We start from the raw sequence: 24,517 nt of genomic DNA on the forward strand, positions 1-24,517 counted from the left end.
TTGAGAGTTTATAACAGGCTGATATCCAGATATTGTCCCAACGGCGCCCGTTCGGCCTGCGGCAGGTGCGGGATTTCGCCCAGCAGCGGCGCCGGCAGCATGCGGCGCAGCGTGGCCAGGTATTCCTGATGCCGTCGCCCCGGCGGTGCCACGTCGTTGGCGATCCAACCGGCCAGCGTCAGCCCCGCCTGTTGCACCGCCTGCGCCGTCAATACCGCATGGTTGATGCAGCCCAGTTTGATGCCCACCACCAGGATCACCGGCAGTTGCTCCTGCTGTACCCAGTCGGCGAAGGTGTACTGCGCCGACAACGGAGTAAACCACCCGCCGGCGCCCTCGACCAATACCCAGTCGGCGCGCTGTTCCAGCCGGCGCAGGCCGTCGGACAGCCGCGCCGCGTCGATCGGCCGGCCTTCATCGGCGCTAACGATATGCGGCGAAGTCGGTTCGGCAAAAACGTAAGGGTTCACTTCGTCGTACCCCAGCGCCACGCCGCTGTTGGCCTGCAGCGCCAGCGCGTCGCCGTTGCGCAGCCCCTCGGCGGTCATCTCGCTGCCCGAGGCCACCGGCTTATAGCCGGCGCTGCGGTAGCCCGCCAGATTGGCGGCCTGCAGCAAGGCGCTGCTGGCGACAGTTTTCCCGACCTCGGTGTCGGTGCCGGTCACGAACCAACGTTTAATCACGATAAATCACTCCATAGGCCAGATGATAGCTGAGCGGGAACTGCCCCTGCCGGCACGGGTAAGCCGCCTGCAAAGCGGCGAGACGGCCGCGCGACATCAGGCCGCCCTCGCGTCCCTGGTGCAGATGCGTCGCCCCGATGCCCTTAAGCGAACGCATCAGCGTCATCACGTCCGGGTAATTCAGGGTGCGCAGCTCCGTCACCAGCTCGTGTCGATAGTCGGCGCAGGCGGCGCGGATCTGCGCCAGCGGCAGGAAGGCGTTCACGTGGCGCTCGCCATCCACCTGTTGCCAGGCGTCCCCCAACTCCTGCAGCGATCCCGCCGCCAGCGTGGAGAACAGGATCACGCCGCCGGGCCGGGTGACGCGATACAGCTCCGCCAACGCCGCGGGCAGATCGCTGCACCACTGCACCACCAGGCTGCTGAAACAGATGTCCATCGCCGCGTCGGGCAACGGCACCTGCTCGATATCGCCCAGCAGATAATGGTGCGCCGCCTGTTGCTGGCGGGCGAATGCCAACATCCCTGGTGCCAGATCGAGCGCCGTCACCTGCTTGCCGCGCTCGCGCCACCGGCGGCTGAAATAGCCGGTGCCGCAGCCGGCGTCCAGTAGCCGTTCGCCCGGATGAGCGCTGCCCATCTCCAGTAAGCGCTCGCCAACGTCACGCTGCAGCGCAGCGGCGGCGTCGTAGCTGCCAGCCGCGCGGCTGAAAGCCGAGGCGACCGCCTGTTTGTTCACCCTGTCATTGGCTGACGTCATGCAATACCTCCAGCAGACGATCGATATCCTGCGGCTGATGCGCCGCCGTCAGGGTAATGCGCAGCCGCGCGCCGCCCGGCGGCACCGTCGGCGGACGAATGGCGCTCACCCACAATCCGCGCTCGCGCAGCCTTGTCGCCAAATCGAGCGTGCGCTGATTGTCCCCTACCAGCAGCGGCTGGATGGCGGTGTCGGAGTCCGTCAGGGTCAGCGCCAGCGGCGCCGCCCCCTGGCGGAAGCGCCGAATGTTGTCCTGCAGTCGGGCGCGCAGTTCATCGCCCTCTCGAATGCAGGCCAGCGCTGCCTGCAGCGCGCAGGCCTGCGCCGGCGGCATCGCGGTGCTGTAAATCAGATGGCGGGCGAACTGCAGCAGGTACTCGGCGGTCGCCTCATCGCACAACACCGCCGCGCCGCTGACGCCGAACGCCTTGCCAAAGGTCGCCACCAACAGTTCAGGGCGCACGCCCTGCTGCCAGCAGCTGCCGCGGCCTTGCTCGCCGCGCACGCCGACGCCGTGGGCATCGTCCACCATCAGCCAGGCGCCCGCCGCACGGGTTAAACGATGCAGTTCCGCCAACGGCGCGCCGTCGCCGTCCATGCTGAACACCCCTTCGGTCACCGCCAGCCGCTGCCCGTCGCAGGGTTTGGCCAACAGATCCGCCAATGCCTGCGGCTGATTGTGCTGGAAGCGGCGCAGCTCGGCCGGCGACTGCGCCGCCGCCTCCAGCAGCGAGGCGTGGCTGAGACGATCGGCCAAAATGCGATCGCCTTTCTGCATCAGCGCCGCCAACACCGCCTGATTGGCGGCATAGCCGGAAATGAACAGCAGCGCGCGCGGATAACCGAGCCACTCCGCCAGCTGCTCTTCCAGCGCCTGATGCGCCGCGCAAAAGCCGGTAACGTGGCCCGAACCGCCGCTGCCGACGCCGTAACGCTGCGCGCCCTGCTGCCAGGCGGCGATCACCCGCGCATCCTGGCTCAGCCCCAGATAGTCATTGCCGGAGAAATTCAGGTAGAGACGATCGCCAAGCCGGATCTGGCGGCCATTGCCGCCCTCGGTGGCCTGTCGGCGACGGTAGGCGGCGTTCAAACGCCGCTCCGCCAGCGCCTGCTCGATACGTTGTGACCAGCTCATCACGGCGCCGCGTTGTAAAACTCGGCGGTATCGGCATTCAGCAGCTGCTTAGCCAGCACCTGCTGTTGCTGGTTGTCGCCGTGTTCGGTGGCGGTCTGCTGCGGGTTCAACCCCAGCTTGCGGAACAGCTGCAGGTCTTTGTCTTCTTCCGGGTTCGGCGTGGTCAGCAGCTTGCAGCCGTAGAAGATCGAGTTGGCGCCGGCCATGAAGCACATCGCCTGCGTCTGTTCATTCATCTGTTCACGACCGGCGGAGAGACGGACATAAGAGGCCGGCATCATGATGCGCGCGACTGCGATGGTACGGATGAAATCGAATGGATCGACATCGTCGTTATCCGCCAGCGGCGTACCTTTCACCTTCACCAGCATGTTGATCGGCACGCTCTCCGGCGGCTTAGGCAGGTTGGCCAGCTGCACCAGCAGCCCGGCGCGGTCGCGCACCGTTTCTCCCAGCCCGACGATGCCGCCGGAACAGACTTTGATGCCGGCGTCGCGCACCTTGTCGAGCGTATCCAAACGTTCCTGGTAGCTGCGGGTAGTGATGATGCTGCCGTAGAACTCCGGCGAGGTGTCGAGGTTATGGTTGTAGTAATCCAGCCCGGCCTCCGCCAACCGCTCGGCCTGGGTGCCATCCAGCGTACCCAGCGTCATGCAGGTTTCCATGCCCATCGCTTTCACGCCCTGCACCATCTGCTGCAGATAAGGCATGTCGCGCTCGTGCGGGTTCTTCCACGCCGCGCCCATGCAAAAACGGGTCGAGCCGTTCGCCTTGGCCTTGCGCGCCGATTCCAGCACCTGCTCGACCTGCATCAACCGCTCCGACTCCAGGCCGGTTTTGTAGCGCGAGCTCTGCGGGCAGTATTTGCAGTCTTCCGGGCAGGCGCCGGTCTTGATCGACAACAGCGTGCTGACCTGCACCTGACGCGAGTCGAAGTGCTGGCGGTGTACGGTTTGCGCTTCGAACAGCAGTTCAAGCAGAGGTTTATCAAACAGGGCCTGGGCTTGCCCTACTGTCCAGTGAATGCGGTCGGCCATCATGGCGTCTCCAAAACGAAAAAGTGTCGCCAGTTTAAATATTGTGGATATACTGTCAACCAATCTTAATTCAATTTGGTTTACAAGTATGTCCGTGACCGCTTCCGACCTGGCGTTCGACCAACGTCATATCTGGCACCCCTACACCTCCATGAGCCGCCCGCTGCCCTGTTATCCGATCGAGTCGGCCAGCGGCGTCGAGCTGCAGCTGGCCGACGGCCGGCGTCTGGTGGACGGCATGTCCTCCTGGTGGGCGGCGATCCACGGTTACAACCATCCGCACCTGAATCAGGCCGCCAGCCAGCAGCTGGAAAAGATGTCGCACGTGATGTTCGGCGGTATTACCCATCCGGCCGCCATCTCGCTGTGCCGCCGGTTAGTGGAGATGACGCCGGAAGCGTTGCAGTGCGTGTTCCTGGCGGATTCCGGTTCGGTGGCGGTGGAAGTGTCGCTGAAGATGGCGCTGCAGTACTGGCAGGCGCGCGGTGAGCGGCGGCAGCGCATCCTGACGCTGCGCCACGGCTATCACGGCGATACCTTCGGCGCAATGTCGGTCTGCGATCCGGACAACTCGATGCATAGCCTCTATCAGGGCTATCTGGCACCGCATCTGTTCGCCACCGCGCCGCAGTGCCGCTTCGACGAAGAATGGCGTGAAGAGGACATCGCCCCGTTCGCCGCGCTGCTGGAGCAGCACGCCGGTGAGGTGGCGGCGGTGATCCTGGAGCCGGTGGTGCAAGGCGCTGGCGGCATGCGCATCTACCACCCAACCTACCTCAAGCGGGTACGCGAGCTGTGCGATCGCCATCAGGTGCTGCTGATCGCCGACGAGATCGCCACCGGCTTCGGCCGCACCGGCAAGCTATTCGCCTGCGAACACGCGCAGGTGGTGCCGGACATTCTCTGCCTGGGCAAGGCGCTGACCGGCGGTTACATGACCCTCTCCGCCACTCTGACCACCCGCCACGTGGCGGAGACCATCAGCAACGGCGCAGCCGGTTGCTTCATGCACGGGCCGACCTTTATGGGCAACCCGCTGGCCTGCGCGGTGGCGGACGCCAGCATGGCGCTGCTGGCGGAAAATCGCTGGCAGGCACAGGTGAGCGCCATCGAAGCCCAGCTGAAGCAGGAACTGCTGCCGTTAGCGGCGCTGCCGAAGGTGGCGGACGTGCGGGTGCTGGGGGCGATTGGGGTGGTGGAGATGCGCGAACCGGTGGATGTCGCCGAACTGCAGCGCGGTTTCGTCGAGCGCGGGGTGTGGATCCGGCCGTTCGGCAAACTGATTTACCTGATGCCGCCTTACATCATCGAAGCGGAACAGCTCAGCCGCCTGACCGCAGCCGTGGCCGCAGCCGCGCGCTGACCCCTACCAATGCTGGTCCAGATAGCGGGCCAGCAGCCCCAGGCACAGCAGCCAGAGTAAAATGATCATCGCCGCCGCCATGCGGCCGGTGGGATTATCGACGCGCTGTTGCGCCTTCTCGCGCAACTCGGCCATCAGCGGCTTGGGGATCAGGCGCACCGCCAACATGATGCCCAACGGCACGATGATCACATCATCCAGATAGCCCAATACCGGAATGAAGTCCGGGATCAGATCGATCGGCGAGATCGCATAGCCGGCCACCAGCAGCGCGATCAGCTTGGCGTACCACGGGGTGCGGCGATCGCGGGCCGCCAGCCACAGCGCATAGATATCGCGCTTGATGCTTTTGGCCCAACGGCGCAGCCAGCCAAACCACGGCGTGCGTTTTTTCAGTGAAATCATGGTTATTTCATATAGGAACGTAAGACGGTCATCAATTGCTCGATGTCTTGCTCACGCTGCTGCGGCGTGGCGTCCGCAGCAGCCAAGTGTTCGCGCACGTGCCCTTCCAGCACCTGCGCCATCAAACCGTTGACCGCGCCGCGCACCGCCGCAATCTGCTGCAGAATAGCAGAACACTCACCGCCGCTTTCCAGCGCGCGCTCCAGCGCTTCGGCCTGCCCTTTAATGCGGCGCACCCGCGCCAACAGCTTCTTTTGATCTCTGATGGTATGACTCATCATTTCCGCCTGATTGTTATTTACTATACTGGGGTATAGTATATTTCAGCACACTACCTTTTGCTGAGGAACTTCACCATGACTTCTCACGCGCCCGCTTTGCGCCGCGAGCACAGCCACGTTTTTGACGATGGTAACCCATTGGCTGAAAGAAACACCAGATGGGCGGTAATACTCACCGCCAGTATGATGGTCATCGAGATAGCCGGGGGCTGGCTGTTTAACTCGATGGCATTGCTGGCCGACGGTTGGCACATGAGCTCGCACGCGCTGGCTCTGGGCCTGTCGGTGCTGGCTTACGGCGCCGCACGACGGCTGGCTAAAGATCGCCGCTTCAGCCTCGGCACCTGGAAGATAGAAGTGCTGGCCGGCTACACCAGCGCGGTGTTGTTGGTGCTGGTGGCAGCGCTGATGCTGTTCCAGTCTGCGCAGAGGCTGATGAATCCCAGCCCGATTCATTACAACGAAGCCATCGCCATCGGTACGATCGGGCTGGCCGTCAATCTGCTTTGCGCCTGGCTGTTGCGCGGCGGCGGCCACCACCATCATCACGGGGATGACCACGATGACCATCATCATGACCTCAACCTGCGTTCCGCTTATATCCACGTCATCGCCGACGCGGCCACTTCGGTACTGGCGATCGTCGCACTGTTCGGCGGCAAGCTTTGGGGCGCCGTTTGGCTCGATCCTCTGATGGGCATCGTCGGCGCCATGATGGTTGCCGCCTGGGCCTATAGCCTGATGCGCGATAGCGGGAAGATTTTGCTGGATGCCGAAATGGACGCTCCCGTTGCACAAGAGATTCGTCAAACGCTGGCCACCTCCGGCCACTCGCTCACGCTGACCGATTTGCATTTAGGCCGTATCGGCAAAGGAAAATATCATTGCGTCATCGCCCTGAGCAGCGCCGATCGCGCCCTCACCGCCGACAGGATACGTCGACTGTTGGCCGTTCATCCCGAACTGGTGCATATCACCGTCGAGATCAACCGCCCGTCGCTGGCGCAAGGGCTTGTATTGTCCCACCAAAAAGATCTAGCTTAAGGGCTCTGCTTTTATCGCAACTGGGAGTCACTATGGCTTTTCGTTTGTACAGCAACGATCTGCAGGACGGCGGCAAGCTGCCGCAGCAGCAGGTTTTCAACGGCATGGGCTACCACGGCGATAACCTGTCGCCCCACCTGGCCTGGGACGGCGTGCCAGCCGGCACCAAGAGCTTCGTGATCGCCGTTTACGATCCCGATGCCCCGACCGGCTCCGGCTGGTGGCACTGGGTGGTGGCCAACATTCCCGCCGACGTGCGCGAGCTGCCACAGGGCGCGGGCTCAGGCAAAGCGCCGCTGCCCGCCGGCGCGTTGCAGACCCGCACCGACTTCGGTTCGGCCGGTTACGGCGGCGCGGCGCCGCCAGCGGGCGAGAGCCACCGCTATCAGTTCACCGTGCATGCGTTGGACGTGGAGCACATTGACGTGGATGAGGGTTCCAGCGGCGCGCTGGTGGGCTTCAACGTCCATTTCCACAGTCTCGGCAGCGCCACGCTGACGGTGATGTTCAACTGATCCCCCGCCAATAAAAAAGCGCGGTCAACCGCACCGCGCTTTCCACTCGAGTCTGGCCGACAAATTACTTCGCCAGCACGCTCACCCACATCGGGCCTTTGCCCACCGGATAACGCGCCAGCGTGGTCAGCTCGCCGCTGCTCTGGTCAATCTCATGCACCGCGATGTGATCGGATTTCTGGCCGGACGAAATCACGAAGCGACCACTGTGATCGATATTGAAACCACGCGGCTGCGTTTCAGTCGGATGATAGCCGACCAGGCTCAGCGTGCCGCCGTCTTCGGAAACGCTGAAGATGGTCAGAATGCTGGCGGTGCGATCGCTGGTGTACAGGAAGCGGCCGTTCGGCGTGATATGAATGTCCGCCGCCCAGCGGGTGCCGTCGAAATCGCTCGGCATGATGTCCAGCGTCTGCGTCACGCTGTACTTGCCGCCGTTTTCCGAAATGGCCAGCACGTCTACCGTGCCATTCAGCTCATTGACGCAGTAGGCGAACTTGTCGTTGTGGTGGAACGCCATATGGCGCGGACCGGCGCCGGCGGCGATATCCACCGCGTCCTGCGCGTGCGGCGTCAGCTGCCCGGCCAGGCTCAGATTGAACAGGCGGATGCGGTCTTCTTTCAGGCACGGCACCAGCACCAGCTGGTTGGTCGGATCGATGTTCGCCGAGTGCGGCGCGTTCAGGCCGTCGATCTGCTGGATCGGCGCCGTTACCACGCCGTCGTGGCCGATCGGGCTGATGCTGGCGCAGTTGCCGCTGTAGGAGGCGGAGAACAGGTAACGCCCCTGCAAATCGGTGGAGATATGGGTCGGGCTGCCCGGCAGCGGCGCCATGCCGGCCTGCTGCAGCGTGCCGTCCGCCTCGATGCGGTAGCTGACGATGCCGAACGCCGGACGCACGCCGACGTACAGGTGGGTCTTGTCCGGATGAAGGGTCATCGGCTGCACCTGGCCCGGCACGTCAACGGTTTGCAGCAGCGTCAGCGCGCCGGCGTCGTCCAACTGCCAGACGTGGATCTGCTGGCTCTCCGGGCTGGCGACATAAACGATTTGCTTCATGTGTTCTCCTTGCAAAGGGTAAAAGAGGAACCGGTTTCAGGCCGTTCGATTGCCCCTAGCTTACCGCACATCCGTCGCATGGCAACCCTGCTTAGCACCGGAAGCTCACGCGGTTTTCTCCGTTGGCTATCCGGTGTACCATCGGAAACATAACTGTATGTAATTACAGTTATTTCATATAAAAACCAATAACATCAAAGCATAACCACCTAATAAAATTGCATTATTTTAATGCATTCTAATCAGGTTTAATGTATTTTCCGCTCATCAGCACCCCTAACAGCACCCCTCAAATCGTACCGAATGGTTTAACTATGGCCTATTACAGCATCGAAAAAAGAACCAAAGCAGATGGTACTGTACGGTATCGCTGCACTGTTGGTGTCCGGGAAAAAGGCGTCTATCTTTTCCGTGAAAATAGAACGTTCGGCAAACAGGCTCTGGCGAAGACATGGGGCATTAACCGGGTCGCTGAGTTGGAAAAAAACGGCATCCCAAACTCTAATGACACCGACCGGATAACTGTGGCCGAGCTCATACAAAAATATCTTGATGATCAAGAAACAGGCGGGAAGGCGGGAAAAGATAAATCCTCAACTCTGCGCATGTTGCTGACCGCTGAGTTTAGCTTCTTGGCGCTATCAAAGCTGCAGGCCAATGACATCATTGATCACTGCAGACGAAGGGTTGCTAACGGCGCCAGTCCATCAACCGTCTCTCATGACTTGAGTTATCTTGGCACGGTTTTGAAAGCCGCAAAGCCTATATACGGCATCAGCTACACCGCTAATCCGATCGATGAAGCAAAGCCACTTCTGGCTAAGATGAGCCTAATCTCGAAATCTAATAGGCGAACTAGACGCCCTGACGAAAAAGAGATAGACGTCATCGTTGCTGCCTTGCAAGAGCGACAAAACCATCCCCGATCCAGGATACCGTTTGTCGATATTTTCAATTTTTCTATTCTTTCGTGCATGCGAGTCGGCGAGGTTTGCCGCATAGAATGGAGTGATATTGATTATGCTCAGAAATCAGTTCTTGTAAGGGATAGAAAGGATCCGAGGAAGAAAGCAGGAAACCACATGAGTGTTCCGCTTCTGGGTGAGGCGTGGGAGATAGTCATGCGTCAAGAAAGGGTTTCAAAATACATTTTCCCTTATAACTCAAAGTCTATCTCAGCGGCATTCATAAAGGTGAGAGAGAAGATAGGGATAGATGACTTGCACTATCACGATCTTAAGCGGGAGGGGGCAAGTAGGTTGTTTGAAGCTGGATTTAGTATCGAAGAAGTTGCCCAGGTAACCGGGCATAAAAACTTGAATACACTGTGGCAAGTTTACACTGAGTTGTACCCTAAATCGCTTCATGAAAAATTTGATCTACTTCGGAAATCAAAGGAGAAATGATGGGAAGCATCACCCTAGCAGGCCGGCAGATCTTCATTCTCAACGAAAACGACAGATACCCAGAACCTCAACAGAACAGCCCACCGATGTTCGCAATCCGCGAAGACGAGGAAGGCCAGCACTGGCTTTATGTTTGGCATAAAGGGCGCTGGCCGCTAGTATCAGATGAATCGTTCAATACTCAGGGAAAAGCTGTTGAAGTTGCGTTGATTTTCGATTTTTCCGTTCTATATAAGAGACCGTAATCTACGGTCTGTTGAAAAAAGATTTTAAATTTTCTATGTCTTTTTTGGTTTCTCCAGTACGCCACCAGTCAAATTCCGCATGAGCCCAAACAACAAGATAAATTGCGGAAGTTATAAGCGCGGGATAGAACTGTGATGAGAATCCACTAGCGATAGAACAAAGTGATATGATTCCTATCGGCCTAATTATCCATTTCCAATTGATCCTGCTCATTAAACATCCACCATTATATTTTACTTGTTAAATGGTAACACATCGGTTACTAAACATCCTTACATTGACTCTAAAAACGCCTGTATTTTTGCTGCCATAACGATGTGTCCTGCGTCATTAGGATGCAATCCATCAGGCGCAGAGCCGCCAGGGTACGTGAAATAGTATGTGTTAGCTGCAGGAACGTAAACTGGCAAGTTGCTATCGTGGTAAAGATCGAGACATGGTATTGAGTAGTGATCCGCATACCGCTTTATCAACTCAGAAAGCTGTTCAAGCGTATAGCCTACAGCATTAGGTGCAGCGTTGCTTCCCCAGTTGTTTAGCCGTGGTAACGGCGTGAAAACGCCAACTTTCTTCGAATAGAACTTCGTGATAATCCCCAGCAGACACGTATTAATGCAACCTGAGATCGTTGCTGTACCTGTGTCGAGGAAAGAGCCAAGTGGTTTCGAGTTATTAACTTGCCCCCAGTCGTTGGTGCCAAAGAAAACTGTTAAATAATCAGGAACTTGTGTAATAGTATCCGCCACAGCTGATCGGCCATAGTATCCGGTACCACTGATACCATAGTTATATACAGTCATTCCACCCACATTATCCGACACGTAGGCATGATAATTTTTGTTCGAACGGAAATTCTTTTCAGTGATGCTATCACCAACCACTACCCATGATTTCCCTGTGAGAACAGACATTTTTGGTATTGAGTTCTCTAGATCTGCAATCAGCTTCCTGGCGGTTTCGTCGTAAATGCCGTATGCCTTTATCCCTTTCACTTTTTCAATTGGCCCGCTGACCTCTAGACCTGGACGAATATCCCAGTTCTGTAATGGCAGGTAAACGTTCATGAAAGCGAATTTGGCAGCGCTCCCGGCAGGAACCGTGAAGGATCGAGAGCTACCAGATCCTGACAGGCTAACGAGCCCCAAAGTTGGGCCTGTGAGCTGGTTATCTGTTTTTAGCGTGATCGCGAAGAATCCATTCGTGAAACTCGATGCCGCTACAGTGTAGGTTTTACCAGGAACCACAGGGAATATATTTAGTATAGCGCCATTTGATGCTTCAATATTACCTGCATTTGCCCCAAGCGCTCTAACAAAATATCCCGTCTTATTATTTAATGAATCATAAAGCTGGCCACCAGTTTCTTCGATGAGGCTAACACTATCATCAATCAAATGGTTTCTTGAATAGTCATCATATATATCAATTCCATTTATTTCTTTAATATAATCAAATGTAATAGACAGTTCTGATCTTATATCAAAACCGCCATTCTCAATCATTACATTAATAAAAGCATACTTGGCTGTGCTATCGGAAGGAATTTTGAATGAACGATAATTTCCAGTTCCTGATAGCATTGCTAAACCAAGAGTTGTTTCAGTTAACTCATTATCTTCTTTTAGTGCTACGGCAAAGTAATCAGCCCTGAAGTCTGTTGCTTTAATTATGTAGGTTTGTCCTGGTTTAACTGGTATATATGTTACGACTGTTGAAGCTGTAGTTGTTTTTAATAATTTACCTGCATTAGAACCACTAGCAACAACATAATAATTATTGACATTTGACGATTGAGTATATAGACGCACACCAAGGTATTGATAAAGATCGGTCACCATCTTACTTTTTACAAATCCATATCCTAAAAATGTTGCAACTCCATTTATGTTCTTATACTGATCTGCAACAGTTTCACCATTACTAGATAATACAAAGAAATACCCACCCTCAGGTATTTCACCAGAAGCAATAGCTGCATTTGCTTGCTCTATTGTATATGCTTTTCCTAATGGTGCTAAATTTTGCGCCACCCCAAACCAAGAAAACAAATCATTTCCGATTCGTCCAACTACCTTTTCATTGTTGGAATTTATCAATAAATCAAACACCTGAGCGTTATCAAACAAATCTCGCGGGTCTGATGACCCATTAGGACCAACTGGGTTTCCGGTGTTGTAAGTCGTCATCTTTGCCTCATGAAAAAGTAAACCCGCAGAAGCGGGTTATATATAAATAGGTTAGTTAACTAATATGTCATGGATAGGTTGCGTCGTCATATTGATAAAGCAACGGTGTATATTGCATGGCATTAATTTTACAAGTTCCGTCAGACCCAGGCTCTATTGAATCCATTATTGCATCGTATCCCATACGAGAAGATGAACAGAATACTATCCTTGGTGGCTCGACTGATGAATCATTCATTATCCATTCATCAATGCGAACATCTACCGTGTTGCTCAATGATAACGTGTATTCATCAATGCGAGTTGGAACCAGCAGAGGCGATGCCGAACCATCTTGAAACCTGATCAAGCACCTCGGGTTTTCAAATGACCAATCCAGGGGTTCACTAACGTGGATCCTTACCGTGTTAGCATCATGCTGTTCATATACCACCAAGCAACTTATCGTTTTGCTGCCAGGAATATCATCGGTAAGAACGATGCGATCGCCGTAGTTATAGCAAAGAGCATCCATTTCTGTGCTGGTTGTATGTGTTAGCCGCTGATACCGATATTTCATCAGCCTGCGCATGCCTATACGGTAGGCCCTGTCAGGGGCCTTCACTCCATCAAGGGTGTAGTCCTCCACCTTCTGAGGCGTTGGGTTGTCGCTAAAACGGCATTGAACCGTTTCCTCAGCCCATGTAGTGGCGTTAATGTATGTAACATCGACACCATCATAGTCATCTTGCGAAAGCGCTTTGAAAGCTGTCTGGAGTTCCTCGGTTTGTTCCTGCGGGCTGATTACGCCGGACCAATTTTTAATCCCCTCCCTGCCGGCAGACGCCAGCCCATCGCTCAGTAAAAAGTAACCCATACCTGCATTAGCGATCCGTTGCAGCACTTCCAAACCAGAAGTGTCATTACTGCCCGCTGACCAGTCAAAGGTTTCACCTCGTGGAGTCCAGTAATTAGCCTCCAGTGCATTGATAGTAGAGAAGTCTATCTGATTATCAGCATAGCCAAGGTCTTTCAATACGTGGTAGAACGCACCGCTGATGCTTCTCGACGCATGCCCATCATAGAGCCTGGTTGCAACAAGATTAACGCGGCGATCTGACTGAGCGGCCAAACGGTTACCTGTTCGAATAGTTAGCGCGATCGTCGTCACATTGGGATAACTGTTCTTGCGAGCAGAAAGCTTAGCGCGCATTGCTTGCCACTGGACGGAGTCTCGAGTAGTACCACCCCATACTGGCGTATCTCGCTTAATCCGTACTTCATAATTTCCGGGAGTAGGAAACGTGATAGCATCGGTGTAGCCAACCTCATTAACCGTGTTATTCCCATGCTTTATTTGTACGCTGGTCCAGTTATCAGAACCTGACAAACGATATTGAACGGTCATCGCTACGTCATGCCAGTGAATGGCTCCGTCTTTACTTCCCACATCGCATAACCCCTGTGGATAGACGAAATTAAGCTCTATTTGAGTCGTCGTTTCATTTTCTGGACAGCAAAGGAAAGGCCCCATCCAGTCATAGGAATCACTCAATCCAGTGACTGTAAAATCCAACAATGTGCGACCGGTAAACCCTGGCCAAGAGGGATCTACCGTTGTTGATCCATCTGAATTTTCTATTAGTCTCTCAACGCTGATTGTTTGCCCATCAATGTTTGTTATACGATAGCGATAGCCTATAAGTCCAATAGCAATACGCTGTGATCCACTCGGAATTCCTGTGAAAGCATTACCTGCCGCATTTTCCCACGCTAATGCAATGCTTTCTCTAACTGCCGGTGTACCGCCTGTTGATGCCGTACCGGCTACAATAACTGGATCTGTGCCAAATAAAACAGTTGGCAGGACGCTAAATCCAATACTGTTTCCGCTAAATGGGCTTTCCTTTTCTCTGATCACTATCTTCGTATCTACAGCAACGACTTCTAGACCAGACCCAGATAGTTGATCATCTATCTCATCTGTGAGGCCTGACATTGTTACATAGTTAGCTGTCAAAGAAATAACATAATTAACACTGGCCCAAGTTAATGTGAATGAAACAGGGTTAGCGCTGAAGTCATATGTTGTAGGAGATGCAGATGCTGTTATGCTCGCTGCATTACCTCCAACCCCTGGAATAGCAGGTGACCCTGGATTATATGCTGATATGAATAAATCGATGCGAGTTCCATTCCATGTCACAGAAACAGGAATTCCTACAGATGGTGCCAGTTCTGAGAAATCGCCATATATAACATTGCGCCCAGCCTCAATAGCCACTGTGAATGTGTCTGGTGCCTGAATTGTTAGATCAGTACCTGCCACCCATGAGTCAGGAATACCAGAATTGCCATTTCCATCTGAAGCGCCAATAACTGAAAGATTGTTGCCAGCTACGCTGATCGCATCAGCAGTAATGCTCACTGAATCCGGCCCTGTTGAAGCAAGATCAAGACCAGCCGTGCCAGATGTTGTTCCACCAACTTCCGTTGAAGCAAACCAATTTTCCGTCCTGTGGTCAGAAGCAACACTAGCCCCTGGCGGATAAATCGTATAACTGACATCGTCACCAAAACTGCTAACCGGAGTATTACCGATTTTTATCGTCGTCTGATTTATTGCGTGCGTGCCAACACCAACACACAAAAACATATCTGTTCTATAAATTTGTGGATTACTGCTGTCGAAACGGCTTACCGGCTGAACGAGATAATCAGGATAAACACGATCTCTTCCAAGAACTTCACGGATTGGATCACCAAGTTTTGCTGTGTTGGCTTTCGCCGGCGACAAATCCAGAGAGTCACCACCACTAGCCGATCCCATCCCATCCTTGCTCATCTGGGACATCATGATCAACGAGTAAGCTGCGGAAGCTACGGCTACGGCTACAGCAGCCCATGCAGCGATTTCTAATCCAGTGCCATACGGGATCGGAAACATCCGTACATCCGTTTCTGCACTGATATGGCACAGCGGCCACTCGTTAGCGGCAATACTTTTACCGTTTACCTCAACGGCAATAGGGTGACGCATGTCATTCTGATAACCATCCACATTTTCAACGAACCACTGATGCAGCGTCATGGAACTATGTTCATGCGTTTCCAGTGGTTCACCAGGCAGGCGAGAAGGATAAATGCGGATCACTGGTAATACTCCACTTTTACAAAACGCCGCTCGAAGCGCGTCAGAGGAAGAAAAGTTACGTTCGTATTCGGATTACATTCCGCCGCATGTAGGACTCCATCAATACTCACCACAACTGCAACATGCGTCACCATACTCCCGGAATAACAAGCAATCCCTGCCCCTTCGCAAGGCTCACACCTGCTTAAATCCCGCATTAATTCACGCGCTGAATGGTCCAGCCCGTTATTATCTTTCGTCACCCCCGCAAAATCTGGCCAGGAGGGCATGCCGATATCACGCCGGACCTCGTTAACAATGCCGAAACAGTCAAGTTCAGGGTAAGTTCGTCCGCCTTTAAGCCAGGTGACAGAAAGGTATTTATCAGGATTAAACATGGGATATCCCTTACGAGAGGTAGCGCAGCCCCGGATAGTCTGGAAGAGTAAACCTGCGACGTGGCCACGCTGTATCAAGAACGTTCATGTAGCCGGCAGTGATCTGAACCTCTATTGAGGTCCAGTAGCCAGATTTAATTGTCAAGGTAAATGGCGGAGAAGCTGGTGCCGTTAAATCAGTAGAGAGGTAATGCCGATAGGTTAGCATACCGATTTCCTGACTCCCTAAAGCATCACGGATGGCGTTTGATACCTTGCCATCGATATTACAGATCGCAAATTTCAGGTCCTGCGTGCCGTCAGCGTTCCTGGCGGGTAAAGACAAATCTATCCCGCAGGCGGTAAAGGTTGCCGCCACTCCGTTTTCTAGCGTTGCGGTGATATCATCCCATCCCCGCGTTAACCAGTATGTCGCCCCACCGACCACAATCTGCAGAGTTTCGATAATGACATCAGAACCTGACGACGCATAAAGTCGATTTAATACCGTCATGCTTCAGGCCACTCCCGATTAATAGCAAGATCAATAATATCCTGACCGGCAATAAACTCTGGGAAATTACCCCAACCAGGAGGAACCAATGGGCGCTCCCAAAGTTCGAGCGTTGCACTAAACTGCCAATATTTGCCGCCAACCAACACAGGACCTTCATAGATATCGACAAATCTACATACATAGGGCTTTATCCCTACCGGGGTGCGCAAAGTCATATTGAACCATGCTGCCCCATCACTGATTGCATCACGATACCAAGCCTCAAACGCCTGCCCCTGAACGTCATTCATTAGCCAGGATACAGGCGCCTGTGTTGGCGTTGAAGTGTACCGACGCCTCTGGCGGGCTCTTCCTGATACCATCTGCGTTCTGAGCAACGGGCTGATGGGCTTAAGCCCATACCCATCCTGAAGTGGCAATGGGAGGTATTGATGCGGGTAATCGATAGTTGATGTGATCCCCATTAACCTGTTCTCCGTTTTGTTTGCCACCCCATGCCGACAGCCTTTCCAACATCACCACGGCCAGTTGCAATTTGATAAGCGCTTTGCTCTAACGCCTCCTTTACTGCTGCTCTTTGGGTTTCTTTCAGCATCTGCAATGTCCTTGCATCAGGATCGCCATTCACTTGCGTATGAATTTCGATATTTGGTGCAACGCCACCTGTATTCGCATCCCGACTAACACGCTCCAAGGTTGCATCCAGTTTTGCGCTTGTCCCAGCAGTCGTTACCCTCTCGCCCTTTTGAAGCAACCAAGTACCCGTTTCAGGAACAGCATCAATACCATCATGGGCCATTCCAGAAAGACCAGCTGCTGAAATAGCTGCTACCATAGGTTCAGTGATAGTTGCTGCTGTGGCCATAGCGGCAGGTGCCAATGCCGGGCCAACAATGGGTATTGCAGCCGTAGAGGCAAAAGCAGCAAGCTGTGCTTGTAGGGCTGTAGCCTGTGCATTGGCAACCATTGCAGGGATTGCTGCAGCCTGCGCCGTCTTTCCTACCAATAACTGAACCCCCTGATAAACTAACCATTGAGCAGCCATATCAATTAGAGCTTTAATTACTGATTGCCCTAAATCTGAGAAAATTCCCTTAATTGCCTCTCCCATAGATTCAGTACCACTAATGACATCATATAGATGATCAGATATGGAATCGGTGGCGGAACCTAAGACAGATGTCATAGCATCTGCGGCCTGTTGATAGTAATCACTTGAGCGATCAGCAAAATCTACCAGAGCATCTGAAATACCAGACGACCAATCATCCCGCTGTTCGTCTGACTTCTTGTAATAGTCCTCTTGAATTTCAAGCCTTTCTTTCAGTGCATCCTGCAAAGCCTGAGTTTCTTTATCGTAAAGTGATTTTGTTATGTCACCTGACTGGTATTGCTTCTGCAACTCTTGCTGCTGAGTTATAAAGCCTTGCTGAATGCCCAGCAATTCTTTCATTCTGCTGCGAGTTTTCTCCCCCATACCCGAGCCAACGATATCTGCATTCAAGGTCTGGCGATCATTATCGTTTGATGATTTAAGATTTGCTGCGAATGCAGCTACCTTTAGGTTTTCTTCATTGGCTTTTTTCAGCGCTTGAAGTTTATCTAACTCATCAGCGAGTTGAAGAAGTCGCTTCTGCTGCTCAGCATTGATACCAACAAGTTTCCCGCTTGCGAGATCAAATCGTAATTTTTCTGCTTCGGTAACCTCAGCAGTTTTTTTGCCTGTAGTTTCGATAAGCGCGATCTGGCGCATGTAATTTAATTCTGTAGCTTTGAACGCAGACTCCAGTTTTTTTGCACCAGGATTAGATTTAGGCTTGCCGTTTGTTTCACCTTTACCAAGCCCAAACTGATTACTTACAACAGTAGCCAGACCAGTAGGTAAGCTGTTACCGACAAAACTCTTTTCTTTTAACTTTTGCTCAACTACTAGGAGATTATTAAGTTCTTTTGTTAGTGCTCCTACAGAATCATCATCACCTAAAAGCTTTCCAACCCAAGACTGCCCATCTCCTTTTAATGGAGAACGGTTATCAATCATGTCTTGTAGTTGTTTTATTCTTCCTGTTACCTGATCTACATTATTAACATCAATATTACCACCAAGAACAGCAACCCTATTATTTTGAAACTTTAGCAATTCCCCGGCCGCTGCTGCAGTCTTAACAAACCAACCAGCAAGCTGCGCAACATTGCTGACTAAATCAACAAGCCCCTGCTGAACTGTAGGATCGGTTAGAACTGATCTAACCTGATCAAGTGAATCTTGTAATGGAGACAAATCAACTTTTGCTAGTCCTAATGCAATTTCAATTTTTAAGCCTTTAACCTGGCTTTCCATATCTTGAAAAAGATCATTTACTTTCACAAGGTCATCTATTGATGATGGGTCAGGAGCAACACCATAATCCTTTGCCAGCTGAATGAATTGTTTTAATTTCTCATTATTATTATCAAAAAGTGGAAGTAGTTTAGATAGATCATTACCAATGCTTTCTAGGATGTTTATCTTAGCTGCATTGGTATTTATCTTACCTAGAGCATCGCCTATCGCCAACATCTGCTTATCTGGTGATGCTTTAGCTAGTTTTTCAGCTGAAAGACCTAGCGCATTTAATGCATCTACCGCCTCACCTGATTTATTTAATACAGCATCACCAATTTTATCGCCAAGATCCTTAAAAATGTCAGCCATGTTTTCGCCTGACAAACCAGCTTTCTCAGCTGCAAATTGCCATGCCAACAACTCCTGAGTTGACATCTTTAATGACTTGGCCCACTTGTCAGTATTAGCGACTTGTTCCGATGTGGATTTCAAAAGTTGAAATCCAGCGACACCTACCGCTGTGGCTGCAGCCATCGCTGCTGTGGCCATGCCAGCAAGGGCCTTGCTAGTATCAGCCACATCTTTCTGTACTTGTTTTCTCCATTTTTCAGATGCCCGCTCTGCCTTATCCATCCCGGAGACAAACCCACCCGTTTTGGCAATTAGGTCAATAGTTAGCGTGCCTAATGATTTACTGGCCATGAGCATCCTCTTTTAAATAATTTAACTCCACTTTGCCTTTGCTTCTTCCAGGGATATCGGCTTATCCTCAATATGTGGAATATGCGGAGCAAAGTCAGAGATGTGAAATGGAGGTGTGTCTTTACCTTTATTCACATTTGCCATTGTGCTGGCCACCAGCGCAGCTCCCCACTCGGTCCGCATCATAGGGTTTAGACTGCCGTACTTGTTGCGATACTTCATCCACAGACGAAACTCAGGAATATTTAGACGTTCCTGCGCCTCTGCTATTGTCCTGCCGCCAATACCGTTAAGGACTAGTTCGCACCAGGCTTCGTCGTCTGCGCTGATGGCTCCGTCTTTCCCAGGTTGTTAACCTGTTGGATAGCCACCAGCAATGCTACTGTTAAATTACCATCCAGTGCGCCACGTTCGAGATCTGCCTCACCTGTGATATCTGCTGCGGTAAATACTGGTTTACCAGTTTCATCACAGATCGATGCAGCTATACGGCCTGCAACACCATCGACTTTACCGCCAATAGCAAGAATATCTGCCTGGGCTGTGTAGTAACCCAAAGGCCGTACATACACCGTTGCCGTCAGTTCTTTCTCACCCTGCTTCCAGGTGATTTCTTTCTCTACCGGGCGACCTGTAAATGCGCCATGTTCTTTCAATGATTCCAGAGTTAATTTCATGTCGTTACCATCAATGAGAAGTTAACGCGGGGCACTCGGCCCCGGCGGATAGATTGATTAGCTGCCGGCTTGAGCCTTTGGCACCCAAACTGAAGGACCAGAACGCTGAATAGTTGCTGTCGTGCTCACCACCGTGTTTGCCTGGAAATCGAATGGGAAATCGGTAACGTAGCCTTGGAACACAAACCAGGTACGATCGTCAGGCAACAGCAAGCCATCTACAGCGTTTGGTGCACCTGGAGCCGCTGCAGTCGGTTCGGATTCACCATCGGCCCAGCCAACAGCAAAGGTCAGCAATGCTTCATCATCTGATTCGGCCAGGTTATGCAGCATCAGATGACTTGCGTTTTTCGGATCAGCATTCAGCGTGACGGTAGCTGATGCCGGTGTGCGCAGGCCTTTTTTATAGGTGCGGCTATTGCGCTCGCTTAAACAGGTATCTTCGATCTGATCGGCAGGGTTGCCGCCAGGGGTGAATGATGTGATGCATTCAACTTCGCTTACAACGCCGTTGGCGAGGACATAAAACTGCGTGCCTTGTGTCAATACAGACATGGTGATCTCCGGTCATAAAAAAACCGGCGCAAGGCCGGTATGTTGAAAAGTTTGGAAGGTTAGCGACGCACTATCCAATCAACGTCGAAGGAATAGCGATAGCGCTTTGTTTCTGGGTCGCGGCTCTGGCCGCCCCATCTGGTAATGTAGGCATGTGGCTCGATGGCATCACGCAACGCTGCGGCCACGGATGTAGCTGAAGCGATCGTATCGGCATAGACATCTACCTGTAGCGTGTAGCTGTCAGCGTCGGGGCGTTTGTCCAGGTAATTCTCTGGGGAACCACTGATGTTCTGCCAAACGACATAGGGATAGACCACATTGTCATCCTGCAGGCCAAATGGATAGAGCCTAACCGGGTTTGCTCCAATCAACGCCGTTACAGCCTGACTGGCGGCGCAGACTTTAAAAATTGGTGCGATCATTATCTGGTCCCTTTCTTGGCTTCCCTAGCTATTGCCCTGTCGATAGCTTTTCCATATTCAACAACGAACGTATTGGACGCCTCAGCGGCACTGTTCTCTGCCGCCGGCCGCATAAAAGGTTGAGCCCGCATATTTTCGGTGCCGAATTCCAGCAGGCGCCAGTGCGGCGTTGGGGCATTCTTGGCTTTATCGGGATGCTTTCTTAGCACAGCACCATGTAGCACACCGATTCGAAAGGCCAGGTTTCCATTACGCTTAAACTCACGACCATTCCAACGCACAGCGATATTGTCGGCAATGCTGCGGCCGGTTTCCGGATCATCAAGTCGCTGTGCATTTGCCTTTGCCCTGTTGGCGATAACGTTGGCGGCTTTTCTTAAAGCCGCACGCCCTCCTTTGCGCTTCATGTCATCACTGATAGATTCCAGTTTTCCCATCAGCTCATCGACGCCAGTAAGGGTGTATTCAACGCCATCAGCCATCATCAACCCCTTCAGAGCATGGCAACGTCAGATATTCAAGACCACTTTTCGGATCGGACAAAATGCCTTCAATATTGAATATTTTACCGCGAAACAATATCCGATATTTTGGCTCTATGTCTTGTCGGTAGCGGATGGTAATCCTTGTAGTTACGGCATTTTGCATTGCCTGAGCGGCCACAAACTCTCGGGCGGAAAGTGGAGAAACCTCGGCCCAAAGCTGGGCAAGATCCTGCCATATATTTTCTACTGAACCAGTTTCAGGATTCTGCACCTTAACGGGCTTCTGCAAGGTGATGCGATGGCGCAGCTTACCGGCCTGCATAATTACCCCCGATTGCTGAGATAGTTTTGGCTATCATCGTTTTTGATGATATCAACATCTCCCATGTCATTGCTGAATGCATCAACAAGAACAGCGACCAACGATTCATTGGACTCAGCCAGGCGGGTTAGTGCTGCTGTCTGTTCCTGCTTTGCCTTCATCTCTTCCTGCAGTGCTGCTATCAGTGCGTTTACCTGTTGCTCTTTCATGGGCAATCCTCAACCAGTTCTTTAACCATTCCCGGCGGCGCCGGCATCCCTCACATGCCACGTTTACACCCCATAGATTCGATATGGTTGCAACAACGCCTCTACTGCAAATGGGACCTCAGATACAGTTTGTCCAACGGACACTGTTTCACGATTCGCATACCAATGGCCAATGAGTAACAGCATAGCCGCCTTCACATCCTCATTAAGAAGAATAGAGTTTTGGTCATTTGCATACCCAGGGCTGCTTTCATTTTCATAAAGTGTTCGCCTGGTCCAGGTTTGGACATACCGCGCTGCAGCCCCTGTGTATACCTTCAGCAGATCATCATCGCCGGTAAAATCGGTATCAATGCGGCAATGCTGTTTCACCACATCAGAGTCGATCATTACTTTTTCGCCTTCTTGTCTACTTTGATTTCCGAGAGCGTTGTAGCTTCACCATCATCAGGCTTCGCATAACCTTTTTTAATTAATTCGCGTCCATGCTGTTCCCGAGTTTCAAGCGAACAACCCTCTCTAACTACATCGCCACCGAAATAAATTGGCTTTAGTGCGATAAGTTTCATTCTTGCCACCTATAAAAGCGGCCCGAAGGCCGCCAATCAGTCGTGAATTAGCTGCCTGCACCGCCGGAGAATGAACCATACACGAATGCTTCAGGACGTTTTACGGCCAGCGCCAGACGTTCTTCGCAACGAATGGTGATCATGTTTTTCTCGAAGTCGTCGGCGTTCTCCGTGGAGATAACCACATTCGCATCCTCGCGGTCGAAGATTTGAGCGCCAGCGTTGAATGCACCAGTCAGGAATTTACCCTGGAAGGCTGCCGCTTCTGTTGCAACAACCGGCAGCCCCCACAGAGTGGGACCAGTCAGCGCCGCAGGGTTAGCCAGGATGTAACGGCCCAGACTGTCTTTTGTTAGTTCGATCCGCGCCCAGTCAATGAAATGAAGAACGTGACCAGATGCCGGGAAGCGCGCCAGCTGAGCCTGCAACATTGCCAGACGCAGATCGTCAATCCCGTTCTGCTGTTCGACAGTGAACGCCGGATTAAACGCTGACGCCTGAGGAACGATGCCATGCAGATGTACGCCGGTACCGTCACCGAATAGAATTTCCTGCTCTTCTGCATACTTCAGTCCGTAGCGCATTTCGGCATCAACGGTTGACTGCAACTGTGCAAAGTCATCCAGGATCTGCTTAGAGGCTTTGAACAGGTGGGCGATGGTGCTGACACCAGTGATTTTCGGCGTGAACTCAATTTCGCTGTATGGTTTCTGCGTATTTTCAGGAACCACTTTCGCGTTGTTGGTAAAGCCTGTCTGCTGCACCCAGAAGATAGCAGAGGAGGAAGTACGACCTGGCGCAATCAGATCGCGGATGAACAGGCGCTGTTTCGGTGCTGTATCAATACCCGGCAGGCGTTGTGGCTCCACAACACCATCAGGCACATCCACAGAAGTCAGTGCTGCCTTAACCGGGATACTGATGCGTTTACCGCCTTCCACACTGGAAGCAAAGGTTTTCAGGGCTTCAGCGGAGATCACCTGGTGGCCAACGGACTCGACAACCTGTTTAGCATTTGCCAGCGGCATCTGAGCAACGTGCTGCTCAAGTTCACCCATCGCGGCCTTCAGCGTTTTTTCAGCTTCACGCAGTGCGTTGAACTCAGAAGCCATTTTATCAACGGCTGCCTTTGTCTCTTCTGACAGCTTGCCAGACTTCTGTGCTTCTTTGAGTGCGTCTTCTGCTTTCGCGTTGAACTTGCCGGTTGCCTCTTCAATGCTGGCAGTGACTTTTTTCAAAATATCGTTTACTTCAGACATAAATGGTCCTTATTTGACTAACGCCGCCAGGGCGCTTTCAAGTGAATTGAGGGTTTCAGGTTTGATATTTTCGGCAGCGCCCGGCGTACCGTCGTTGGTGGTAACAGCGCTAGGCATGCCACCGGATAAGGCTTTAATGAGTTTTCTTCGCTCAGAGCGCGGGGTGTTGGTTTTAGCCAGCAGCGCATCAAGTTTACGGAGCGCGGCCGCGGGTGATTCGTCACCATCACTGACTGCATCAGCAGAAAGCAGGCTGTCTGCCAGTCCCTTCGCCACAGCGTCACTCCCTCCGATATAACTTTCGGCGTCCATCAGCTTCTGTACGGTTGCCATATCAAGGCCGGAACGTGCCGCGTAAATATCAGCCATTGCGGCATCGAATGGCTCCAGAGATTGCGCCAGTTCCGCAAAGTCATGGCGGTTACCCATCGCGTAGACCCAGCAGTTGTGGATCATCAGGAATGCACCACGACCGATCTGAATATCATCCCCGGCCATCGCAATGATCGAGGCGGCACTGGCGGCAATACCGAGTACCTTCACCGTCACCCGGCCTTCGTATTCACGCAGAAGGTTGTAGATTGCCAGTCCTTCGAACATGTCTCCGCCAGGGGAGTTGATATTGACCGTTACATCGGCGCCATTCATCGACCTAAGCGCACCGGAAATACGTTTGGCTGTTACGCCTTCACCCCAGTAGTCCTGCCCGATCACATCAAAAACAGAAATACTGTTATCGTCGGCGGCCGCAGCTTTGATCCCTCCGTCCCAGCGGTCCAGGGCAGAGGGTAAGGTTTCACAGGTGACCCGCGCACAGGGGCGACCCGCCGGTGCTACCGGAAGTTGTTTTTTACTCATCAG

General features: G+C 52.7%; 29 protein-coding genes. 5 read left to right on the forward strand and 24 right to left on the reverse strand.

Annotated elements, in window-relative coordinates:
* Positions 1–8 precede the first annotated feature (8 nt).
* From bioD to bioB, 4 genes are read right to left on the reverse strand one after another with little or no spacing between them, the layout of a single operon-like run.
* Positions 9–683: a dethiobiotin synthase gene (gene bioD, locus AC6BYQ_RS06640; RefSeq protein WP_021504003.1), complete on the reverse strand. Its 675-nt coding sequence runs from the start codon at positions 681–683 to the stop codon at positions 9–11.
* Positions 676–1,443 carry a malonyl-ACP O-methyltransferase BioC gene (gene bioC / locus AC6BYQ_RS06645; protein ID WP_198636083.1) on the reverse strand — a complete coding sequence of 256 codons (768 nt, stop codon included), beginning with the start codon at positions 1,441–1,443 and terminating at the stop codon, positions 676–678. Before bioC ends, bioD begins: the two co-directional genes overlap by 8 nt.
* The gene (bioF, locus tag AC6BYQ_RS06650; RefSeq protein ID WP_211129928.1) at positions 1,427–2,578 is read right to left on the reverse strand and encodes an 8-amino-7-oxononanoate synthase; all 1,152 of its coding nucleotides are present in this window, start codon (positions 2,576–2,578) and stop codon (positions 1,427–1,429) included. Before bioF ends, bioC begins: the two co-directional genes overlap by 17 nt.
* Positions 2,578–3,615 (reverse strand): biotin synthase BioB, encoded by a 1,038-nt coding sequence (bioB, locus tag AC6BYQ_RS06655; protein WP_154746704.1) that lies wholly within the window; start codon positions 3,613–3,615, stop codon positions 2,578–2,580. The genes bioF and bioB overlap by 1 nt, the downstream gene beginning before the upstream one ends.
* 88 nt (positions 3,616–3,703) lie before the next feature.
* Between bioB and bioA the strand changes: the two genes are divergently transcribed.
* Positions 3,704–4,978 carry an adenosylmethionine--8-amino-7-oxononanoate transaminase gene (gene bioA / locus AC6BYQ_RS06660; RefSeq protein WP_154746703.1) on the forward strand — a complete coding sequence of 425 codons (1,275 nt, stop codon included), beginning with the start codon at positions 3,704–3,706 and terminating at the stop codon, positions 4,976–4,978.
* 3 nt (positions 4,979–4,981) lie between these two features.
* On the opposite strand, the gene AC6BYQ_RS06665 is transcribed toward bioA, so the two are convergent.
* Both AC6BYQ_RS06665 and AC6BYQ_RS06670 read right to left on the reverse strand, forming a co-directional pair.
* A complete protein-coding gene (locus AC6BYQ_RS06665; RefSeq protein WP_019453998.1) occupies positions 4,982–5,383 on the reverse strand; it encodes a YkvA family protein in 402 nt (133 codons plus the stop codon).
* A 2-nt stretch (positions 5,384–5,385) separates the two neighbouring features.
* Positions 5,386–5,661: a metal/formaldehyde-sensitive transcriptional repressor gene (locus tag AC6BYQ_RS06670; protein WP_019453999.1), complete on the reverse strand. Its 276-nt coding sequence runs from the start codon at positions 5,659–5,661 to the stop codon at positions 5,386–5,388.
* Between the two features lie 78 nt (positions 5,662–5,739).
* On the opposite strand from AC6BYQ_RS06670, the gene dmeF reads away from it, so the two are divergent.
* Both dmeF and AC6BYQ_RS06680 read left to right on the forward strand, forming a co-directional pair.
* On the forward strand, positions 5,740–6,708 hold the full coding sequence (dmeF, locus tag AC6BYQ_RS06675; protein ID WP_498056538.1) for a CDF family Co(II)/Ni(II) efflux transporter DmeF: 969 nt from the start codon (positions 5,740–5,742) through the stop codon (positions 6,706–6,708).
* A 32-nt stretch (positions 6,709–6,740) separates the two neighbouring features.
* Entirely contained in the window at positions 6,741–7,223 is a 483-nt protein-coding gene (locus AC6BYQ_RS06680; RefSeq protein ID WP_019454001.1) for a kinase inhibitor, read from the forward strand.
* Positions 7,224–7,287: 64 nt separating this feature from the next.
* On the opposite strand, the gene pgl is transcribed toward AC6BYQ_RS06680, so the two are convergent.
* The gene (gene pgl, locus AC6BYQ_RS06685) at positions 7,288–8,283 is read right to left on the reverse strand and encodes a 6-phosphogluconolactonase (RefSeq protein ID WP_154746701.1); all 996 of its coding nucleotides are present in this window, start codon (positions 8,281–8,283) and stop codon (positions 7,288–7,290) included.
* Between the two features lie 314 nt (positions 8,284–8,597).
* Here pgl and AC6BYQ_RS06690 point away from each other — a divergent pair, with 314 nt between their 5' ends.
* Both AC6BYQ_RS06690 and AC6BYQ_RS06695 read left to right on the forward strand, forming a co-directional pair.
* A complete protein-coding gene (locus AC6BYQ_RS06690; protein ID WP_498056539.1) occupies positions 8,598–9,689 on the forward strand; it encodes a tyrosine-type recombinase/integrase in 1,092 nt (363 codons plus the stop codon).
* The gene (locus AC6BYQ_RS06695; protein ID WP_498056540.1) at positions 9,689–9,934 is read left to right on the forward strand and encodes a hypothetical protein; all 246 of its coding nucleotides are present in this window, start codon (positions 9,689–9,691) and stop codon (positions 9,932–9,934) included. Before AC6BYQ_RS06690 ends, AC6BYQ_RS06695 begins: the two co-directional genes overlap by 1 nt.
* Before the next feature lie 273 nt (positions 9,935–10,207).
* Here AC6BYQ_RS06695 and AC6BYQ_RS06700 read toward each other — a convergent pair whose 3' ends face one another.
* The 17 genes from AC6BYQ_RS06700 to AC6BYQ_RS06780 form a co-directional block, all read right to left on the reverse strand.
* Positions 10,208–12,121, reverse strand: a complete 1,914-nt coding sequence (locus AC6BYQ_RS06700) for an SGNH/GDSL hydrolase family protein (RefSeq protein ID WP_498056541.1) — start codon at positions 12,119–12,121, stop codon at positions 10,208–10,210.
* Between the two features lie 67 nt (positions 12,122–12,188).
* On the reverse strand, positions 12,189–15,254 hold the full coding sequence (locus tag AC6BYQ_RS06705) for a host specificity factor TipJ family phage tail protein (protein ID WP_498056542.1): 3,066 nt from the start codon (positions 15,252–15,254) through the stop codon (positions 12,189–12,191).
* Positions 15,251–15,631, reverse strand: coding sequence for a nitrite transporter (locus AC6BYQ_RS06710; RefSeq protein WP_442534334.1), 381 nt, complete (start codon positions 15,629–15,631; stop codon positions 15,251–15,253). Before AC6BYQ_RS06710 ends, AC6BYQ_RS06705 begins: the two co-directional genes overlap by 4 nt.
* A gap of 10 nt (positions 15,632–15,641) precedes the next feature.
* Positions 15,642–16,124, reverse strand: a complete 483-nt coding sequence (locus AC6BYQ_RS06715; protein WP_498056543.1) for a DUF1833 family protein — start codon at positions 16,122–16,124, stop codon at positions 15,642–15,644.
* On the reverse strand, positions 16,121–16,591 hold the full coding sequence (locus tag AC6BYQ_RS06720) for a hypothetical protein (protein WP_442534336.1): 471 nt from the start codon (positions 16,589–16,591) through the stop codon (positions 16,121–16,123). The genes AC6BYQ_RS06715 and AC6BYQ_RS06720 overlap by 4 nt, the downstream gene beginning before the upstream one ends.
* Positions 16,591–19,155: a phage tail tape measure protein gene (locus AC6BYQ_RS06725; RefSeq protein WP_498056544.1), complete on the reverse strand. Its 2,565-nt coding sequence runs from the start codon at positions 19,153–19,155 to the stop codon at positions 16,591–16,593. The genes AC6BYQ_RS06720 and AC6BYQ_RS06725 overlap by 1 nt, the downstream gene beginning before the upstream one ends.
* Before the next feature lie 21 nt (positions 19,156–19,176).
* Positions 19,177–19,485 (reverse strand): phage tail assembly protein T, encoded by a 309-nt coding sequence (locus AC6BYQ_RS06730; protein WP_498056603.1) that lies wholly within the window; start codon positions 19,483–19,485, stop codon positions 19,177–19,179.
* Entirely contained in the window at positions 19,452–19,832 is a 381-nt protein-coding gene (locus tag AC6BYQ_RS06735) for a phage tail assembly chaperone family protein, TAC (RefSeq protein WP_498056545.1), read from the reverse strand. Before AC6BYQ_RS06735 ends, AC6BYQ_RS06730 begins: the two co-directional genes overlap by 34 nt.
* Positions 19,833–19,889: 57 nt before the next feature.
* Positions 19,890–20,387 carry a phage tail tube protein gene (locus AC6BYQ_RS06740; protein WP_338878193.1) on the reverse strand — a complete coding sequence of 166 codons (498 nt, stop codon included), beginning with the start codon at positions 20,385–20,387 and terminating at the stop codon, positions 19,890–19,892.
* Positions 20,388–20,446: 59 nt separating this feature from the next.
* Complete coding sequence (locus AC6BYQ_RS06745; protein ID WP_498056546.1) at positions 20,447–20,812, reverse strand: DUF3168 domain-containing protein; 366 nt, start codon at positions 20,810–20,812, stop codon at positions 20,447–20,449.
* Positions 20,812–21,294: an HK97-gp10 family putative phage morphogenesis protein gene (locus AC6BYQ_RS06750; protein ID WP_498056604.1), complete on the reverse strand. Its 483-nt coding sequence runs from the start codon at positions 21,292–21,294 to the stop codon at positions 20,812–20,814. Before AC6BYQ_RS06750 ends, AC6BYQ_RS06745 begins: the two co-directional genes overlap by 1 nt.
* The gene (locus tag AC6BYQ_RS06755; RefSeq protein ID WP_060429320.1) at positions 21,287–21,619 is read right to left on the reverse strand and encodes a phage head closure protein; all 333 of its coding nucleotides are present in this window, start codon (positions 21,617–21,619) and stop codon (positions 21,287–21,289) included. The genes AC6BYQ_RS06750 and AC6BYQ_RS06755 overlap by 8 nt, the downstream gene beginning before the upstream one ends.
* A 2-nt stretch (positions 21,620–21,621) precedes the next feature.
* On the reverse strand, positions 21,622–21,828 hold the full coding sequence (locus AC6BYQ_RS06760) for a hypothetical protein (protein ID WP_498056547.1): 207 nt from the start codon (positions 21,826–21,828) through the stop codon (positions 21,622–21,624).
* A gap of 63 nt (positions 21,829–21,891) precedes the next feature.
* Positions 21,892–22,218, reverse strand: coding sequence for a head-tail connector protein (locus AC6BYQ_RS06765; RefSeq protein WP_498056548.1), 327 nt, complete (start codon positions 22,216–22,218; stop codon positions 21,892–21,894).
* Entirely contained in the window at positions 22,218–22,397 is a 180-nt protein-coding gene (locus AC6BYQ_RS06770; RefSeq protein ID WP_394947978.1) for a DUF7210 family protein, read from the reverse strand. Before AC6BYQ_RS06770 ends, AC6BYQ_RS06765 begins: the two co-directional genes overlap by 1 nt.
* A 47-nt stretch (positions 22,398–22,444) precedes the next feature.
* Positions 22,445–23,656, reverse strand: a complete 1,212-nt coding sequence (locus AC6BYQ_RS06775; RefSeq protein ID WP_443005108.1) for a phage major capsid protein — start codon at positions 23,654–23,656, stop codon at positions 22,445–22,447.
* A gap of 9 nt (positions 23,657–23,665) precedes the next feature.
* Positions 23,666–24,514 (reverse strand): head maturation protease, ClpP-related, encoded by an 849-nt coding sequence (locus tag AC6BYQ_RS06780; protein WP_498056549.1) that lies wholly within the window; start codon positions 24,512–24,514, stop codon positions 23,666–23,668.
* Positions 24,515–24,517: the final 3 nt, after the last annotated feature.

The organism is Serratia sp. LTN-2 (genome assembly GCF_059740205.1).

Coding starts and splice junctions, on each gene's coding strand:
- bioC (WP_198636083.1), bottom strand. CDS start 1,443: ATGACGTCAGCCAATGACAGGGTGAACAAACAGGCGGTCGCCTCGGCT.
- bioF (WP_211129928.1), bottom strand. CDS start 2,578: ATGAGCTGGTCACAACGTATCGAGCAGGCGCTGGCGGAGCGGCGTTTG.
- bioB (WP_154746704.1), bottom strand. CDS start 3,615: ATGGCCGACCGCATTCACTGGACAGTAGGGCAAGCCCAGGCCCTGTTT.
- bioA (WP_154746703.1), top strand. CDS start 3,704: ATGTCCGTGACCGCTTCCGACCTGGCGTTCGACCAACGTCATATCTGG.
- AC6BYQ_RS06665 (WP_019453998.1), bottom strand. CDS start 5,383: ATGATTTCACTGAAAAAACGCACGCCGTGGTTTGGCTGGCTGCGCCGT.
- AC6BYQ_RS06670 (WP_019453999.1), bottom strand. CDS start 5,661: ATGAGTCATACCATCAGAGATCAAAAGAAGCTGTTGGCGCGGGTGCGC.
- dmeF (WP_498056538.1), top strand. CDS start 5,740: ATGACTTCTCACGCGCCCGCTTTGCGCCGCGAGCACAGCCACGTTTTT.
- AC6BYQ_RS06680 (WP_019454001.1), top strand. CDS start 6,741: ATGGCTTTTCGTTTGTACAGCAACGATCTGCAGGACGGCGGCAAGCTG.
- pgl (WP_154746701.1), bottom strand. CDS start 8,283: ATGAAGCAAATCGTTTATGTCGCCAGCCCGGAGAGCCAGCAGATCCAC.
- AC6BYQ_RS06690 (WP_498056539.1), top strand. CDS start 8,598: ATGGCCTATTACAGCATCGAAAAAAGAACCAAAGCAGATGGTACTGTA.
- AC6BYQ_RS06695 (WP_498056540.1), top strand. CDS start 9,689: ATGGGAAGCATCACCCTAGCAGGCCGGCAGATCTTCATTCTCAACGAA.
- AC6BYQ_RS06700 (WP_498056541.1), bottom strand. CDS start 12,121: ATGACGACTTACAACACCGGAAACCCAGTTGGTCCTAATGGGTCATCA.
- AC6BYQ_RS06710 (WP_442534334.1), bottom strand. CDS start 15,631: ATGTTTAATCCTGATAAATACCTTTCTGTCACCTGGCTTAAAGGCGGA.
- AC6BYQ_RS06715 (WP_498056543.1), bottom strand. CDS start 16,124: ATGACGGTATTAAATCGACTTTATGCGTCGTCAGGTTCTGATGTCATT.
- AC6BYQ_RS06720 (WP_442534336.1), bottom strand. CDS start 16,591: ATGGGGATCACATCAACTATCGATTACCCGCATCAATACCTCCCATTG.
- AC6BYQ_RS06725 (WP_498056544.1), bottom strand. CDS start 19,155: ATGGCCAGTAAATCATTAGGCACGCTAACTATTGACCTAATTGCCAAA.
- AC6BYQ_RS06735 (WP_498056545.1), bottom strand. CDS start 19,832: ATGAAATTAACTCTGGAATCATTGAAAGAACATGGCGCATTTACAGGT.
- AC6BYQ_RS06740 (WP_338878193.1), bottom strand. CDS start 20,387: ATGTCTGTATTGACACAAGGCACGCAGTTTTATGTCCTCGCCAACGGC.
- AC6BYQ_RS06745 (WP_498056546.1), bottom strand. CDS start 20,812: ATGATCGCACCAATTTTTAAAGTCTGCGCCGCCAGTCAGGCTGTAACG.
- AC6BYQ_RS06750 (WP_498056604.1), bottom strand. CDS start 21,294: ATGGCTGATGGCGTTGAATACACCCTTACTGGCGTCGATGAGCTGATG.
- AC6BYQ_RS06755 (WP_060429320.1), bottom strand. CDS start 21,619: ATGCAGGCCGGTAAGCTGCGCCATCGCATCACCTTGCAGAAGCCCGTT.
- AC6BYQ_RS06760 (WP_498056547.1), bottom strand. CDS start 21,828: ATGAAAGAGCAACAGGTAAACGCACTGATAGCAGCACTGCAGGAAGAG.
- AC6BYQ_RS06765 (WP_498056548.1), bottom strand. CDS start 22,218: ATGATCGACTCTGATGTGGTGAAACAGCATTGCCGCATTGATACCGAT.
- AC6BYQ_RS06770 (WP_394947978.1), bottom strand. CDS start 22,397: ATGAAACTTATCGCACTAAAGCCAATTTATTTCGGTGGCGATGTAGTT.
- AC6BYQ_RS06775 (WP_443005108.1), bottom strand. CDS start 23,656: ATGTCTGAAGTAAACGATATTTTGAAAAAAGTCACTGCCAGCATTGAA.
- AC6BYQ_RS06780 (WP_498056549.1), bottom strand. CDS start 24,514: ATGAGTAAAAAACAACTTCCGGTAGCACCGGCGGGTCGCCCCTGTGCG.